Below are 15,133 nucleotides of genomic sequence, written 5' to 3' on the forward strand. Positions count from 1 at the left end.
ATGACCGACGAAACAATCGACTATTCCAAGACGCTTTATCTGCCGCAGACGGATTTTCCGATGCGCGCCGGCTTGCCCGAGAAGGAGCCGCTGCTGGTCAAGCGCTGGCAGGACATGGACCTCTACCGCAAGCTGCGCAAAAGCGCTGCCGGCCGGGAAAAATACGTTCTGCATGACGGCCCGCCCTACGCCAACGGCAACATCCATATCGGCCATGCGCTGAACAAGATCCTCAAGGACGTCATCACCCGCTCGTTCCAGATGCGCGGCTACGACTCCAACTATGTGCCCGGCTGGGATTGCCACGGCCTGCCGATCGAGTGGAAGATCGAGGAGCAGTATCGCGCCAAGGGCAAGAACAAGGACGAAGTGCCGGTCAACGAGTTCCGCAAGGAATGCCGCGAGTTCGCCGCGCACTGGATCACGGTGCAGGGCGGCGAGTTCCAGCGGCTCGGCGTCATCGGCGACTTCAAGAATCCCTATACGACGATGGCTTTCCATGCCGAGGCGCGCATCGCCGGCGAGCTGCTGAAGTTCGCCATGTCGGGCCAGCTCTATCGCGGCTCCAAGCCGGTGATGTGGAGCGTGGTCGAGCGCACCGCGCTGGCCGAGGCCGAGGTCGAGTACCAGGATTATGAGTCGGACACGATCTGGGTGAAGTTTCCGGTCGCCAGCCTTGCCCGACAGGTCGCCAATGCCGAAGAGCCGGCAAAGCTGACCGAGACGTCGCTGGACCTGCTGGAAGCCCATGTCGTCATCTGGACGACAACGCCCTGGACCATCCCCGGCAACCGGGCTGTCAACTATTCGCCGCGCATCGGCTATGGTCTTTACGAGGTCACGGCGGCCGAAAACGCTTTCGGACCGCAGCCGGGCGAGAAGCTGATCTTTGCCGATGCTCTGGCGGAAGACTCCGCGGCCAAGGCCAAGGTCATCTTGAATCGCATTCACAGCGTTTCGGCGGAACAGCTTGGAAGTCTTACGCTTTCGCATCCGTTCAAGGGCTTTGGCGGCGGCTACGAATTTCCGGTGCCGATGCTCGCCGGAGACCATGTGACCGACGACGCCGGCACCGGCTTCGTCCACACAGCGCCGGGCCATGGCCGCGAGGATTTCGACGCCTGGATGGACGCAGCCTCCGATCTGCGCGCGCGCGGCATCGATCCCGCCATCCCCTTCACGGTCGACGATGCCGGTTTCTTCACCAAGGACGCGCCAGGCTTCGGCCCGGACCGCGAGGGCGGAGCCGCGCGCGTCATCGACGACAACGGCAAGAAGGGTAACGCCAATCAGGCCGTCATCGATGAGCTGATCAAGCGCAACGCGCTGTTCGCGCGCGGTCGGTTGAAGCATTCCTATCCGCATTCCTGGCGCTCGAAGAAGCCGATCATCTTCCGCAACACGCCGCAGTGGTTCGTCTATATGGACAAGGACCTCGGCGATGGCACCACGCTGCGCAGCCGTGCTCTGAAGGCCATCGACGACACCCGGTTCGTGCCGGCGGCGGGCCAGAACCGTATCCGCGCCATGATCGAGGAGCGCCCCGACTGGGTGCTGTCGCGCCAGCGCGCCTGGGGCGTCCCGATCGCCGTGTTCGCCGATGCCGACGGCAATGTGCTGAAGGACGAGGCGGTCAACCAGCGCATCATGGACGCCTTCGAACAGGAGGGCGCCGACGCCTGGTTCGCTGCCGGCGCCAAGGAGCGTTTCCTTGGCAATCATGATGCTTCGAAATGGAAGCAGGTGATGGACATCCTCGATGTCTGGTTCGATTCGGGCTCGACACACGCCTTCACGCTGGAGGATCGTCCGGATCTCAAATGGCCGGCCGACGTCTATCTCGAAGGCTCCGACCAGCATCGCGGCTGGTTCCATTCCTCGCTGCTGGAAAGCTGCGGCACCAGGGGCAGGGCGCCCTACGACACCGTCGTCACCCATGGCTTCACCATGGACGAGGACGGCCGCAAGATGTCGAAGTCGCTCGGCAACACCGTCGTGCCGCAGGATGTCATCAAGCAGTCCGGCGCCGATATCCTGCGCCTGTGGGTGGTGACGACCGACTACTGGGAAGACCAGCGGCTCGGCAAGAACGTGTTGCAGACCAACATCGACGCCTACCGCAAACTGCGCAACACCATCCGTTGGATGCTTGGCACGCTTGCCCATGACGACGGCGAAGAGGTGCCGCTGGAAGAAATGCCGGAGCTGGAGCGGCTGATGCTGCACCGGCTGGCCGAGCTGGATGAGGTCGTGCGCTCGGGCTACGACGCCTTCGAGTTCAAGCGCGTCACCCGCGCATTGCTCGATTTCATGGTGGTCGAGCTGTCGGCCTTCTATTTCGACATCCGCAAGGACGCGCTCTACTGCGACGGGCCGTCGAGCGTGAAACGCAAGGCCTCGGTTCAGGTGGTGCGCCATCTCTTCGACTGCCTGGTGAAATGGCTGGCGCCAATGCTGCCCTTCACCATGGAAGAGGCCTGGCTCGACCGTCATCCTGACGCCGTCTCGGTGCATCTCGACCAGTTCCCGCAAATCCCGGCGGACTGGAAGAACGAGGCGCTGGCGGAAAAATGGCGCAAGGTGCGGCAGGTGCGTCGTGTCGTCACCGGCGCGCTGGAGATCGCGCGCGCCCAGAAGGTGATCGGTTCGTCGCTGGAAGCCGTGCCGGTCGTCACCATCAACGATGCGGCGCTTGAAACGGCGATATCGGATGTAGACATGGCCGAGATGGCGATCACCAGCGATCTGGTCATCGCTCATGGCAATGCACCGGCGCGCGCCTTCACCCTGGACGATGTCAAGGGCGTCGCCGTGGTGGTCGAGAAAGCCGAGGACCGCGGCCTGGTGAAATGCGCGCGGTCATGGCGCTACACCGCCGATGTCGGGCAGGACGCTGCATTTCCCGACGTTTCGGCGCGCGATGCGGCGGTGCTGCATGAATTGAAGGCATTGGGTCGGCTTTGATCGGCCGGCCGAAAGGCCCCATCGGTGCACAATTGCCACGCCGGGCGGGTGAAAACCGCCCGCGCGTTGCCCTTAACGAGTGGTTGAGGTAAACACGCGAAACTCCGGAAGACAAATTGTCGCCGGATTTCCGTCGCAAGTGCTTGGACGATGGGGACCGGACATTGGGCCGGTGGCAATCGAGAGGCTGTCTAGAGTGGGACTTTTTGGCATGACCGAGAGATATAACGCGCGCCTTGCGCTGCTGGCGCCGCTTGTCGCATCGGGCCTCGCTCTGTCCGGCTGTGTCGGCTCTCCGACCTACGGGACGGACAAGACCGCCGGCGAACAGCTGGCCGGCGATATTTCCGGCGCCTTTTCGTTCGCGCCGAAGCGCAAGGAACAGATCGACTACAAGCCGCGCCCGACGCTGGTGAAGCCTGCGCCAGGGCAGAAGGAAGCGCTGCCGGCGCCGCAGGACAGCATCGAGACGGCGAGCGCCGAATGGCCCGAATCGCCCGAGCAGCGCCGCGCCCGCTTGCGCGCCGACGCCACCGCCCATCAGAATGATCCGGCCTATCAGTCTGAGATCGTCGACGATGTGCAGACCGATCCGGAATCGGTCAAGAAAGCGATGGCGGATTCGGGATCGAGCCATCCGCCACGCTGGACGCCGGCTGATTCCGACAAGGGCCGCGCCGCCGAGATCCAGCGCCGCCTTGCCGAAAGCAAGCAGGGCGACCCGAACACCCGCAAATATCTGAGCGAGCCGCCGGTGCAGTATCGCGTTGCCGCCGACACCGCGCCGAAAGATCAGCTCGGCGAAGACGAATACAAGAAGGAACGCCGCCTGAAGAAACTGGCGGAAGGCAAGAAGGGCAGCGGCTGGTTCGACTGGCTGCCGTCCCTGTAATAGCTGGCGACGTTGATTGCATTGGCTGGCGGGTACTGCGCCCGGTTCAGTCGCGACGCTCGCGGAAGAATCCCTTCAGCAGCACGGCCGCTTCGGTTTCGGCCATGCCCGGATAGATGTCCGGCACGTGATGACAGGTTGGCGAGGTGAAGAAACGCACGCCGTTGACCACAGCGCCGCCCTTTTCGTCGGCGGCGCCGAAATAGAGCCGGCGCAGCCGGGCGAATGAAATGGCGCCGGCGCACATGGCGCAGGGTTCCAGCGTCACATAGAGATCGTGCCCGGTCAGCCGCTCGGCTGACAGTTTGCGGCAGGCTTCGCGGATCGCCAGCATCTCGGCATGCGCCGTCGGGTCGGCAAGCTCGCGGGTGCGGTTGCCGGCACTGGCAACGACCGTGCCGCCGCTGGCGATGACGGCGCCGACCGGCACTTCGCCACGCAAGGCAGCGGCTTCGGCCTCCTTCAGCGCCAGCGCCATGAAATCCGGCCGCTTCACGCGGTTTCCATTCCGATTATCTCCTCGCCACCCCAGGTTTTTGGTTTTCGTTTGTCTTTCCGGAAAAACCGGCAGCCACTTTTCCCTGACAAACTCTGATGATCCTGTTATTGAGCGCATCAACCCGAAAATCGGACTCGATTTTCGGAAATGATCATGCGCCAAATCAAAGTGCTACAGCGTTCGTTGCGCGCCCGAAAGGATGCGCCACGCTGTAGCAGCGCAAATGGATAAAGGCCACATGGACGACAACGACAAGAAATCTCCGCGCCAAAAAGGCCCGGGCAAGAAACCTGCGGCTCCGCGTGGCGACAGCGGCGGCAAGCCGTCTTTCGGCGCCAAGAAACCTTACACACCACGCGGCAATCGGCCGATGGCGACCGAAGGTGAGCGGCCAAAGCGCGACTTCAAGAGCGGCGACAAGCCATTCAGCAAGGGCCCGCGTCCCGAAGGCAAGCCTTATGAGAAGCGCGAAGGCCCGCGCAAGCCTTACGCGCCGCGCGGCGACCGCCCGATGGCGACCGAGGGCGAACGGCCAAGGCGTGACTTCAAGAGCGGCGACAAGCCATTCACCAAGGGGCCGCGTCCCGAAGGCAAGCCCTATGAGAAGCGCGAAAGCCCGCGCAAGCCCTACGCGCCGCGTGGCGATCGCCCGATGGCTGCCGAAGGCGAGCGGCCCAAGCGCGACTTCAAGAGCGGCGACCGGCCGTTCAGCAAAGGGCCGCGTCCCGAAGGCAAGCCCTATGAGAAGCGAGAAAGCCCGCGCAAGCCCTATGCGCCGCGCGGCGACCGCCCGATGGCTGCCGAGGGCGACCGGCCAAAGCGCGATTTCAAGCCGCGCGAGGTCGGTGAAGCCGGACGCGCCGAGAGGCCGTTCCACAACGGCCCGCGCCCCGAAGGCAAGCCCTTTGAAAAACGCGAGGGTCCACGCAAGCCTTACGCGCCGCGCGGCGATCGGCCGGGTGCGGCGGCGGCGGGTGGCGAAAAGCGCTTCGACCGTCCGAAGCGCGATTTCGCTGAACGCCCCAAGCCCGACTTCGGTGGCGACAGACCCAAGCGTGATTTCGGTGATCGGCCGCAAGGGGCATCGGGCGGCGGCTTCAAGCCGCGTTCGCGTTCCCCTGAGGCGACGGAGGAGGCAGGCGAGCGCATCGCCAAGCGGTTGGCGCGCGCCGGCCTTGCCTCGCGCCGCGACGCCGAGGAACTGATCGCCGCCGGCCGCGTCAAGGTCAATGGCCGCGCTCTGACGTCGCCGGCCTTCAACGTCATGCCGGGCGATATCATCCATCTCGACGGCATGGAGATCCCGCCGATCGAGCGCACGCGCCTGTTCCTGTTCCACAAGCCGGCCGGCGTCGTCACCACCAACCGTGATCCCGAGGGCCGCAAGACCGTCTTCGACGTGCTGCCGGCCGAATTGCCGCGGCTGATGACCATCGGCCGGCTCGACATCAACACCGAAGGCCTGCTGCTGCTCACCAATGATGGCGGCCTGTCGCGTGTGCTCGAACTGCCGGCCACCGGCTGGCTCAGGCGCTACCGGGTGCGCGTGCACGGCAAGGTCGAGGAAAGCGCGCTCGCCGGCCTGCGTGAAGGCATAGCCGTCGACGGTGTCTTCTACGGCGCCATCGAGGCGACGCTCGACCGCGCGCAAGGCACCAATGCCTGGCTGACGATCGGCCTGCGCGAGGGCAAGAACCGTGAGGTCAAGAACATCCTGGGCTCGCTCGGCCTCGACGTGACGCGGCTGATCCGTATCTCCTACGGTCCATTCCAGCTCGACGACCTCGCCGAGGGCCATGTGCTGGAGATCAAGGGCCGCGTGCTGCGCGACCAGCTTGGTGAACGCCTGGTTGAGGAATCCGGCGCCAATTTCGATGCCGATATATCGAACCCGTTTTCCAACAAGCCGGTGCGGCGTACCGAAATCCGCGAGCCGGAGCCGGAACGGCCGAAATTCACGCGCGATGGCGAGCGCCGGCCGATCGGCGAGGGCGGTTTGATCAAGAACCGCAAGCGCCGCGAGGGCAGCCGCGACGAAGCGCTGGGCAAGCTGTCGACAAGTCCCGACAGAGCCTCCAGGCCGGAAAAGAGCTTTGGCGAACGTGGCCCGAGACCCGAACGCGGCGGCTTTGGCGACAAGCCCCGAGGCAATTTTGGTGACAAGCCGCGCGGTGGCTTCGGTGACAAGCCCCGTGGTGGCGGCAAGAAATCCGAGCGCGAACAGCGGCCCATCGAGCCGCCCGGCCAGCGCAAGGCCAATGTCTGGATGGCGCCGGGTGCGCGGCCGATCGGCAAAGGCAGGGCTGAGGCTGACGCCGCCAAGGCCGCGGACGCCAGGGCACGCAAGGCATCGTTCAAGCCGTCCTATGGCAAGCCCGGTGGCAAACCGGGTGGCGACAAGCCGTTCGGCAAGCCGCGTGGCGAGCGCCCGGGCGGCAGCGAGCGGCCGCGTGGCGGCCCCAAGGGCCCCAGAACGAAATGAGGCCTGGATTGAAATGAGAATCGTCGGCGGTGAGTTTCGCGGCCGTCCGCTGGCGACGCCCCGCAGCAGCGCCATCCGCCCGACGACCGATCGCACCCGCGAGGCCGTCTTCAACGTGCTGGCGCATCGCTTCGCTGAGCAGCTGGACGGCGCGCGCGTGCTCGACCTGTTCGCCGGCACTGGCGCGCTTGGTCTCGAAGCGCTGTCGCGTGGTGCCTCTTACGGCGTCTTCATCGAAGAATCTGCCGAAGGCCGTGGCCTGATCCGCGACAATGTCGAGGCCTTCGGCCTGACAGGCCGCACCAAGATATTCCGCCGCGATGCAACGGGCCTTGGCGAGGCGGGCACGCTTGCGCCGTTCGGCCTCGTCTTCGCCGACCCGCCCTACGGCAAGGGCCTTGGCGAGCGCGCCTTGCAGTCGGCGAAAGCCGGCGGCTGGCTTCGCCCCGGGGCGTTGTGCGTGGTCGAGGAGGCGGCAGCGGCTCCCTTCGAGCCCGGCCCCGGCTTTTCCGTGCTTGACGAGCGCAACTATGGCGAGACCGTCATCCGCTTCATCGAGGCCGCCTGACCGCCTGCCTGCATGGCCGGCCTCTTTGCCGCCGCCTTTGCCTGAGACATGACGAACAATTCACTTTGCTTGTCGTACCGACCCTGCCTATCGTCTTGCCGAGGAACCGGAGCCATTGATGACATTTCAGGCTGAATGGCTGCGCATAACGCTGCTGGCGACGTCGCTGGCTTTCACCATGGCAGGCCCAGTGCTGGCCGACAGCACCGTGTCGCCCAACACGAAGCCGGCCGAATTCAAGGTCACGGATTTCCTGCTCGACAACGGCATGGAGGTCGTCGTCATCCCCGACCACCGCGCGCCGATCGTCACCCACATGGTGTGGTACAAGATCGGCAGCGCCGACGAACCGCCAGGCAAATCCGGCATCGCGCATTTCTTCGAGCATCTGATGTTCAAGGCGACGACCCACCATGCGGCCGGTGAGTTCGACCGCGCCGTCTCCGACATCGGCGGCTCCAACAACGCCTTCACCTCCTACGATTACACCGCCTTCCACGAGACGGTGGCGCCATCGGCGCTTGAGCTGATGATGGGCTTCGAGGCCGATCGCATGCGTAATCTCATCCTCACCGACGATGTCATCAAGACCGAGCGGGACGTCATTCTCGAGGAGCGCCGCTCGCGCATCGACAACAATCCCGAGGCGGTGCTGGACGAGGAAGTCGACGCCACATTGTGGCAGAACCAGCCTTATCGCATTCCCGTCATCGGCTGGATGCAGGAGATGGAGCAGCTGAACCGCACCGACGCCACCGCCTTCTATGACAAATACTACCGGCCCAACAACGCCGTGCTGATCGTTGCCGGCGACGTCGAGCCGGACGCGGTCAGGGCACTGGCCGAAAAGACCTATGGCAAGGTGGCCCGCGGCCCCGATTTGCCGCCGCGCATCCGCCCGGTCGAGCCGGAGCAGAACACCAAACGCACGGTCACGCTCTCCGATGCCCGCGTCAGCGTGCCGAGTTTTTCGACGCAGTGGGTGGTGCCGTCCTATCACTTGGGCAAGCCGGGCGAGGCCGAAGCGCTAGACCTGCTGGCGGAAATCCTCGGCGGTGGCAATCGCAGCCGGCTCTACCAGGCGCTCGTCGTCCAGCAAGGCATTGCTTCCAGCGCCGGCGCCTATTTCCAGGGCACCATGCTCGATGATACCAATTTCACCGTCTATGGCACGCCTCGGGGCGATGCCAGGCTCGCCGATGTCGAAGCGGCGGTCGATGTGGAAGTGGCGCGCATCGCCAGGGATGGCGTCACGCCGGCTGAGCTGGAAAAGGCCAAGGACCGCTATGTGCGCTCGATGATCTTTGCCCGCGACAAACAGGATTCCATGGCCAACATCTACGGCTCGACACTGGCCACCGGCGGCAACGTGCAGGACGTCCAGCAATGGCCGGACCGCATCCGCAAGGTCACCGCCGACGAGGTCAAGGCTGTTGCCGCGCGCTACCTGGTGCTTGACCGGTCGACAACCGGCTACCTGTTGCCGCAAGCCAAGGCGGAGAATTGATGATCATGAACCAGCACCGCAGGGGCTTTCCTTCTCCCGCAAGGGGGGAAGGAAAAGCGCGCGCCGCGCTCGCAACCCTCTTCCTCTCCGTCATCTTCCTGATCCTGCCGGCGCTAGCCGCCCGGGCCATGGACATCCAGCAAGTCACCTCGCCAAAAGGCGTCACCGCCTGGCTGGTGGAGGACTATTCGGTGCCGATCGTCGCCATCCGCTTCGTCTTCGGTGGCGGCTCGACGCAGGACCCGCCAGGCAAGGAGGGGCTGGCCAATCTGATGACCGGCCTGTTCGACGAAGGCGCCGGTCCGCTCGACAGCGAAGCCTTCCAGATAAAGCTCGACGATGCCGGCGCCGAGATGAGCTTCGAAGAGAGTCGCGACGGCATCTACGGCTCGATGCGTATGCTGGCCGAGCAGCGCGACGAAGCGTTCGATCTGTTGCGGCTGGCGGTCAACGAGCCGCGCTTCGACCAGGCGCCGATCGACCGCATCCGCGCCCAGATCCTGTCCGGCATCATCGCCGGCGAGAACGACCCCGACACGGTGGCGCAGAACCAATGGGCGCGGGTACTCTACGGCGACCATCCCTATTCGCGGTCCGACCAGGGCACCAGGCAGAGCATCGCCGCCATCACGCCGGATGATTTGAAAGCCTTGCACAAGGCGGTTTTCGCGCGCGGTGGCCTGCATGTCGCGGTGGTTGGCGCGATCGACCCGGAAACCTTGAAGAAGAAGCTGGACATGGTGTTCGGCGACCTGCCGCAAAGCCAGGCGCTCGCCCCCGTGGCCGATATCGACCCGAAGCTGGCGCAGCATGTCGAGGTCGACTACGACCTGCCGCAGACGTCGTTGCAGCTTGCCTATCCCGGCGTGAAGCGCAAGGCGGCGGATTTCTTTCCCGCCGTGCTGATGAACGAGATCCTTGGTGGCGGCACCTTCACTTCGCGCCTGTTCCAGGAGGTGCGTGAAAAGCGCGGGCTGGCCTATAGCGTCAACTCCTCGCTGGTCAACCAGGACCACGCCAGCGCGCTGATCGTCAGCACCGGGACCCGATCGGACCGCGCGGCCGAGACGCTGGGGATCGTTCGCGATGTGGTCAGGCAACTGGCCGAGGAGGGCCCGACCGAGGCCGAATTGGCGGCGACCAAGAAATACATGATCGGCGCCTACGCCATCAACAATCTGGACTCCTCGAGCGCCATTGCCGCGACGCTGGTCGAGTTGCAGCTCGACGACCTTGGCATCGACTACATGCAGCGCCGCGCCGCCTTCATCAACGCGGTGACGCTCGATCAGGTCAAGGCGGCGGCGAAGAAGCTGCTGTCCACCGAACCGACCATCATGATCGTCGGGCCGAAGCTTGCCGAGGCCGGCAAGGGATGAGCCCGACTTTCGGCATCGCCTTCGGCGGCGGCGGCGCGCGCGGGCTGGCGCATATCCATGTCATCGAGGCACTCGACGAACTGGGCATCAGGCCCGTGGCGATAGCCGGCTCGTCGATCGGCGCCATCATGGGCGCCGGCATGGCCGCTGGCATGACCGGCAGGGATATCCACGACTATGCCCGTTCGATCCTCGGCCGCCGCGCCGAAGTGGCAAGCCGCATGTGGCGGGCGCGGCCAGGCACGATCGCGGAAGCCATGCAGGGCGGCATTCGCGTCAGCCAGTTCAATGTCGAGCGCATCCTGAAGGCCTTTCTGCCCGAGGCCATTCCCGAAACCTTCGCCGAGCTCAAGATCCCGCTGAAAGTGACGGCGACGGACTATTTCGGCCACAAACTGGCCGTCTTCGATGACGGCGAACTGCATTCGGCGCTGGCCGCTTCTGCGGCCATTCCGGCCGTGTTCCGCCCGGTGACGCGCGATGGAAGGCTGCTGATCGATGGCGGCATCTACAACCCCGTGCCCTTCGACCTCATCGAGAACGACGCCGACATCGTCATCGCCGTCGACGTTGTCGGCGCGCCTGTGGAAGTCGATCGCAAGCAGCCGACCTCCGTCGACCTGATGTTCGGCGCCACGCAACTGATGATGCAGTCGATCATCGCCAACAAGCTGAAGCAGGGCCGGCCCGACATCCTGGTCCGCCCGACAGTGTCGAAATACCGCGTGCTCGATTTCCTGAAGATCGACGCCCTGATGAACGAGACGGTGGCGATCAAGGACGAGCTTAAGCGGGAGGTGGAGAAGGCGGTGGAGGCCCTGGGCGGGAAGGGCAAGCGCGTGGCAGGATGATGCATCCAGGATGCGCCGGTCGGGCTCGACTTGGGCCTCGGGCAAGGCGACCGCTTAGAGCATCGCAGCGCGCTCTTTTTTGAACTACGCAGGCTTTTCCGGCCCGGCCTCATCGCGCGAAGCGACGTTTGATGCGATCGACAACTGCACGTATGGGGGCGGATGCGCGCCAGGTCGTGCTGGATGTTATGGCGTCCAGATGGGCCTGCACGTCCAGGCTCGTCTTTCGCATGCATTCAATCTCTTCGATTAGCTTTGAGTTCTCAGAATGCAGCCGCTCTATTTCGGCATGGTTTTTTGGGGAATTCACCTCGGTAATATGGGACCATAGCTGCCGTTGCGATCTATCCAGGTAAGTCTCCCGGTCCAATGCGTGAGGTTGGAGTTGATCTCGGACCGCGGATGCCAGACTGCCTAGGCCGATGACGGCCACTGTGTCTGGGAGGAACACTGTTTCGCGGGTGATGCCGAGATGATCGAGAAGACGTTCCGCATTGAGGATCGCGTCCGCGATCAGGTTGGCGTCGTGGAAGCAAACAATGCAATCCGGTCTCATAAGTGGCAAAACACCGACAAAGTCCGAAAAACAAGCCCTGTTCGTGTGCTCGCCGTCGATCAGCGCAAGTGTGGCCTTGGGGTCGACCGCGTCGGCGCGCACATCGGAGACGTCGCTGTCAATCGTGGTGAGTTTGGTCATCGCCGCCGGGGGAAGGCAATCCGACAGCACCGCGATCATTCGGGCAGCCGAGTTTTCGGGATAGTGAAAAACCTGAGAGCGTTCGTCGGGCTGCGCCGTGGGCCGCGGATCGACCGATATCGCAGCCTCGCAGGCCGGATCAATCAGGTGCGGGAACAGGCTGCCGCCGATATGCGAGCCAACCTCAAGGTAAACATAGCGGCCTAACGCCGCGCGCGCGAAGTTCTGCACCCGCAGGAAACTGGTGCGGTCATTGGGGGTGCTCTCGGTCTTGACCTGGAAAACGGCGATGTCGAGCGTCTCGATCATGCCCATCGCTTGATCTGCGGCTGGCATTGGGGCGGCTCCCTGGGAAATTGGTTGCGACTTGCTTGCACGGCGCATTGGACAGACCGTCGCGAATTAATGGTCGTTCCGTTGCACTTTGGCTGGATATCCGCAACAGCATATTTCGATATGGAATCGTGATGCACTGAAAGGTCGATCGTGAACCGCCTCTATACAGATCTCCTGATCAAGATCATTGCCAATACCGTCTACGGCTCCGGTTCGCAGGTGATGGATCCCTCGAAGGTTGGCCAGTCGACCCCGTTCAATCGCGAGGCTCGGCTCAATGGCCGCGATTGGCCGACGGTTGCCCATTCGATGGCGGGTATCAAGCGCCTGACCAATCTGCGCGACCTGGTCCAGCGCGCTGTCGATGAGAACGTGCCCGGGGATTTCATCGAGACCGGCGTCTGGCGCGGCGGTTGCTGCATCCTCATGCGCGGCGTGCTGGCCGCCAACGGGATCACGGACAGGAAGGTCTATGTCGCCGACTCGTTCGACGGTCTGCCGCCGCCGGACCCCGAGAATTTTCCCGCCGACCGCGGCGACAGGCTGCACGAGTTCCGCCAACTGGCGATCGACCAGGGGCAGGTTGAAGCGAATTTTGCCGCCTATGACCTGCTGGACGACCAGGTGGTCTTCGTCAAAGGCCTGTTCGGCGACACGCTGCCCGGCCTGAAAGCCGGTCCTTTCGCACTGATCCGGCTGGACGGCGATCTGTACGAGTCGACGATGGACAGCCTCGAGGCGCTTTACCCAAGGCTGTCGCCGGACGGTTTCGCGATCATCGATGATCTGGCGCTGCCGACCTGCCGGCAGGCGGTCGAGGATTACCGCGCACGCAACCACATCACCGCGCAGATGCACGAGATAGACTGGACAGGCGGTTGGTGGCAGAAGTCAATTACCGACAATTGAGCCACGGAAGCACGGTGAAAGCAGAACCACGTATCAGTCGTCGTTGTTGCGTACAACATTCCTGAGAACTGCCCCGAACCCTGCTTTCACCAGCGAAGGAAGTTCGGCGTGAATAGACGGTGCGCGAATCGTGATGCCCGTATGTGCGAGGCATCTGCGCACCGAGCCAGGTCCATGAAATGCCGGCGGCTAAGAGACCAACAAAACTGTCGCTCTCAGTCCTTCGCCCGCTCCACATAAGCCCCATCGGCCGTCATGACCACGACGCGGGTGCCGGGGGCGATATGCGGCGGCACCAGCGTGCGCACGCCGTTGGAAAGCACTGCCGGCTTGTAGGACGAGGAGGCCGTCTGTCCCTTGGTCGTCGGCTCGGTTTCCACCACTTCGAAGGTGGCGCGCTGCGGCAGCACCAGGGAAATGGCAATGCCGTTGTGCTGCGAGATCTGCACCGCCATGCCTTCCGAGAGGTAGGGTGCCATGTCGCCGACCACGCTTTCCGACACCGCCACCTGGTCGTAGGTCTCCGGATTCATGAAATGATAGCCTTCGCCGTCGCTGTAGAGGAAGGTGTGCTCGCGCTCCTCCACATAGGCGCGCTCCACCTGCTCGGTGGTGCGGTAGCGCTCCGAAACTTTCACCCCGTCGGCGATGCGGCGCATGTCGAGCTGCGTCACCGGCGTGCCCTTGCCAGGGTGGATGTTTTCGGCAAAGAGGATCACATAAAGCTTGCCGTCCTTGTCGACGACATTGCCTTTGCGGAGCGAACTGGCGATGACTTTCACCACGGCTTACAATCCCGAAATGGTTGATTGGTACAAATCGGCTTCAGCAGCCGTCCGCTGCGCACTAGCGCATCTTGGCCTCAACCGCCAGCCCCATTCCGTATGATCTGAGCCCATGACCGCGGCTTCGCTCTGGTGGATGCCACACGTCCACGCCGACCGCCGCCCAAGGCTGATGCTGCGCAACGCCATTGCCGCCAGCCTGCGCGACTGGTTCGCCCGCCACGACTTCGTCGAGGTGGAAACGGCGGCCCTGCAGGTCTCGCCCGGCAACGAGGCGCATCTGGCGGCTTTCGCCACCGAAGCGGTCGGGCCGGACGGCGCGCGGTCGCCGCTCTATCTCCACACATCGCCGGAATTCGCCTGCAAGAAGCTGCTCGCCGCCGGTGAACGGCGCATTTTCAGCCTCGGTCCGGTCTACCGCAACCGAGAGCGCGGCCCCTTGCACCATCCCGAATTCACCATGCTGGAATGGTACCGGGTGGGCGAGACCTATGAAAGCCTGATGCAGGATTGCGCCGCCCTTCTGGCGCTGGCCGCGACAAGGGCAGGGACGGCGCGCTTTTCCTTCCGCGGCCGCGACTGCGATCCGTTTGCAGAGCCGGAGCGGCTGACAGTGGCGGATGCCTTCACCCGCCATGCCGGCATGGACCTGCTGGCCACGGTCGCCGCCGACGGCGCCACCGATCGCGACGCGCTGTACGCCGCCTTGACCCGGGCTGGCCTGCGCACCGCGCCCGATGACAGCTGGGCTGACCTGTTCAGCCGGGTGATGGTGGAAAAGGTCGAGCCGTTCCTCGGGCAGGGGCGGGCGACCATCCTGTGCGAATATCCGGTGGCCGAGGCGGCGTTGGCGCGGCCAAGCCCGCGCGATCCCCGCGTCGCCGAGCGCTTTGAACTCTATTGTTGCGGTGTCGAGCTCGCCAACGGCTTTGGCGAGTTGACCGACGCCGGGGAGCAGCGCCGGCGTTTTGTCATCGAGATGGATGAGAAAGAGCGCGTCTATGGCGAGCGCTACCCGCTGGACGAGGATTTTCTGGCGGCCCTTGCCATCATGCCGCAGGCCAGCGGCGTCGCGCTCGGCTTCGACCGGCTGGTCATGCTGGCGATCGGCGCGCACAAGATCGAGGATGTCATCTGGACGCCTGTGGCGGAGTCTTAACCACCAAACACTGGCGCTGCCCTTCATCTGCCCGCCGGGAGCCAGCACGGATACACGCCGGCGATCACTCCGATCACTCCTTTGATTCCGGCCTTCGCCATTGCA

12 protein-coding genes are annotated in these 15,133 nt (G+C 64.2%); 9 read left to right on the forward strand and 3 right to left on the reverse strand.

The genetic code is table 11. The annotated features are described in order from the left end of the window. Both ileS and NR193_RS05250 read left to right on the forward strand, forming a co-directional pair. Complete coding sequence (ileS, locus tag NR193_RS05245) at positions 1 to 2,964, forward strand: isoleucine--tRNA ligase (protein ID WP_256749794.1); 2,964 nt, start codon at positions 1 to 3, stop codon at positions 2,962 to 2,964. 211 nt (positions 2,965 to 3,175) lie between these two features. Further along, the gene (locus NR193_RS05250) at positions 3,176 to 3,856 is read left to right on the forward strand and encodes a hypothetical protein (protein WP_091577423.1); all 681 of its coding nucleotides are present in this window, start codon (positions 3,176 to 3,178) and stop codon (positions 3,854 to 3,856) included. Between the two features lie 46 nt (positions 3,857 to 3,902). Here NR193_RS05250 and NR193_RS05255 read toward each other — a convergent pair whose 3' ends face one another. Further along, entirely contained in the window at positions 3,903 to 4,352 is a 450-nt protein-coding gene (locus NR193_RS05255; RefSeq protein WP_091577425.1) for a nucleoside deaminase, read from the reverse strand. A 241-nt stretch (positions 4,353 to 4,593) separates the two neighbouring features. On the opposite strand from NR193_RS05255, the gene NR193_RS05260 reads away from it, so the two are divergent. The 5 genes from NR193_RS05260 (at position 4,594) to NR193_RS05280 (ending at position 11,142) form a co-directional block, all read left to right on the forward strand. Continuing rightward, positions 4,594 to 6,837: a pseudouridine synthase gene (locus tag NR193_RS05260; protein WP_256749795.1), complete on the forward strand. Its 2,244-nt coding sequence runs from the start codon at positions 4,594 to 4,596 to the stop codon at positions 6,835 to 6,837. Between the two features lie 13 nt (positions 6,838 to 6,850). Next, a complete protein-coding gene (gene rsmD / locus NR193_RS05265) occupies positions 6,851 to 7,405 on the forward strand; it encodes a 16S rRNA (guanine(966)-N(2))-methyltransferase RsmD (protein ID WP_126068694.1) in 555 nt (184 codons plus the stop codon). A 118-nt stretch (positions 7,406 to 7,523) separates the two neighbouring features. Next, the gene (locus NR193_RS05270; protein ID WP_256749796.1) at positions 7,524 to 8,912 is read left to right on the forward strand and encodes a pitrilysin family protein; all 1,389 of its coding nucleotides are present in this window, start codon (positions 7,524 to 7,526) and stop codon (positions 8,910 to 8,912) included. Then, positions 8,912 to 10,291 (forward strand): pitrilysin family protein, encoded by a 1,380-nt coding sequence (locus NR193_RS05275; RefSeq protein WP_256749797.1) that lies wholly within the window; start codon positions 8,912 to 8,914, stop codon positions 10,289 to 10,291. Before NR193_RS05270 ends, NR193_RS05275 begins: the two co-directional genes overlap by 1 nt. Beyond that, the gene (locus NR193_RS05280; RefSeq protein WP_256749798.1) at positions 10,288 to 11,142 is read left to right on the forward strand and encodes a patatin-like phospholipase family protein; all 855 of its coding nucleotides are present in this window, start codon (positions 10,288 to 10,290) and stop codon (positions 11,140 to 11,142) included. Before NR193_RS05275 ends, NR193_RS05280 begins: the two co-directional genes overlap by 4 nt. 109 nt (positions 11,143 to 11,251) lie before the next feature. Here the strand turns inward: NR193_RS05280 and NR193_RS05285 are convergent, their stop codons facing one another. After that, a complete protein-coding gene (locus NR193_RS05285; protein ID WP_256749799.1) occupies positions 11,252 to 12,175 on the reverse strand; it encodes a class I SAM-dependent methyltransferase in 924 nt (307 codons plus the stop codon). A gap of 150 nt (positions 12,176 to 12,325) precedes the next feature. Between NR193_RS05285 and NR193_RS05290 the strand changes: the two genes are divergently transcribed. Next, a complete protein-coding gene (locus NR193_RS05290; RefSeq protein WP_256749800.1) occupies positions 12,326 to 13,084 on the forward strand; it encodes a TylF/MycF/NovP-related O-methyltransferase in 759 nt (252 codons plus the stop codon). A 215-nt stretch (positions 13,085 to 13,299) separates the two neighbouring features. Here NR193_RS05290 and efp read toward each other — a convergent pair whose 3' ends face one another. Further along, on the reverse strand, positions 13,300 to 13,869 hold the full coding sequence (efp, locus tag NR193_RS05295; RefSeq protein WP_091577433.1) for an elongation factor P: 570 nt from the start codon (positions 13,867 to 13,869) through the stop codon (positions 13,300 to 13,302). A 112-nt stretch (positions 13,870 to 13,981) separates the two neighbouring features. On the opposite strand from efp, the gene epmA reads away from it, so the two are divergent. Then, complete coding sequence (gene epmA / locus NR193_RS05300) at positions 13,982 to 15,028, forward strand: EF-P lysine aminoacylase EpmA (protein ID WP_256749801.1); 1,047 nt, start codon at positions 13,982 to 13,984, stop codon at positions 15,026 to 15,028. Positions 15,029 to 15,133: the final 105 nt, after the last annotated feature.

This window comes from Mesorhizobium sp. Mes31 (genome assembly GCF_024519675.1).
GTDB lineage: Bacteria > Pseudomonadota > Alphaproteobacteria > Rhizobiales > Rhizobiaceae > Mesorhizobium.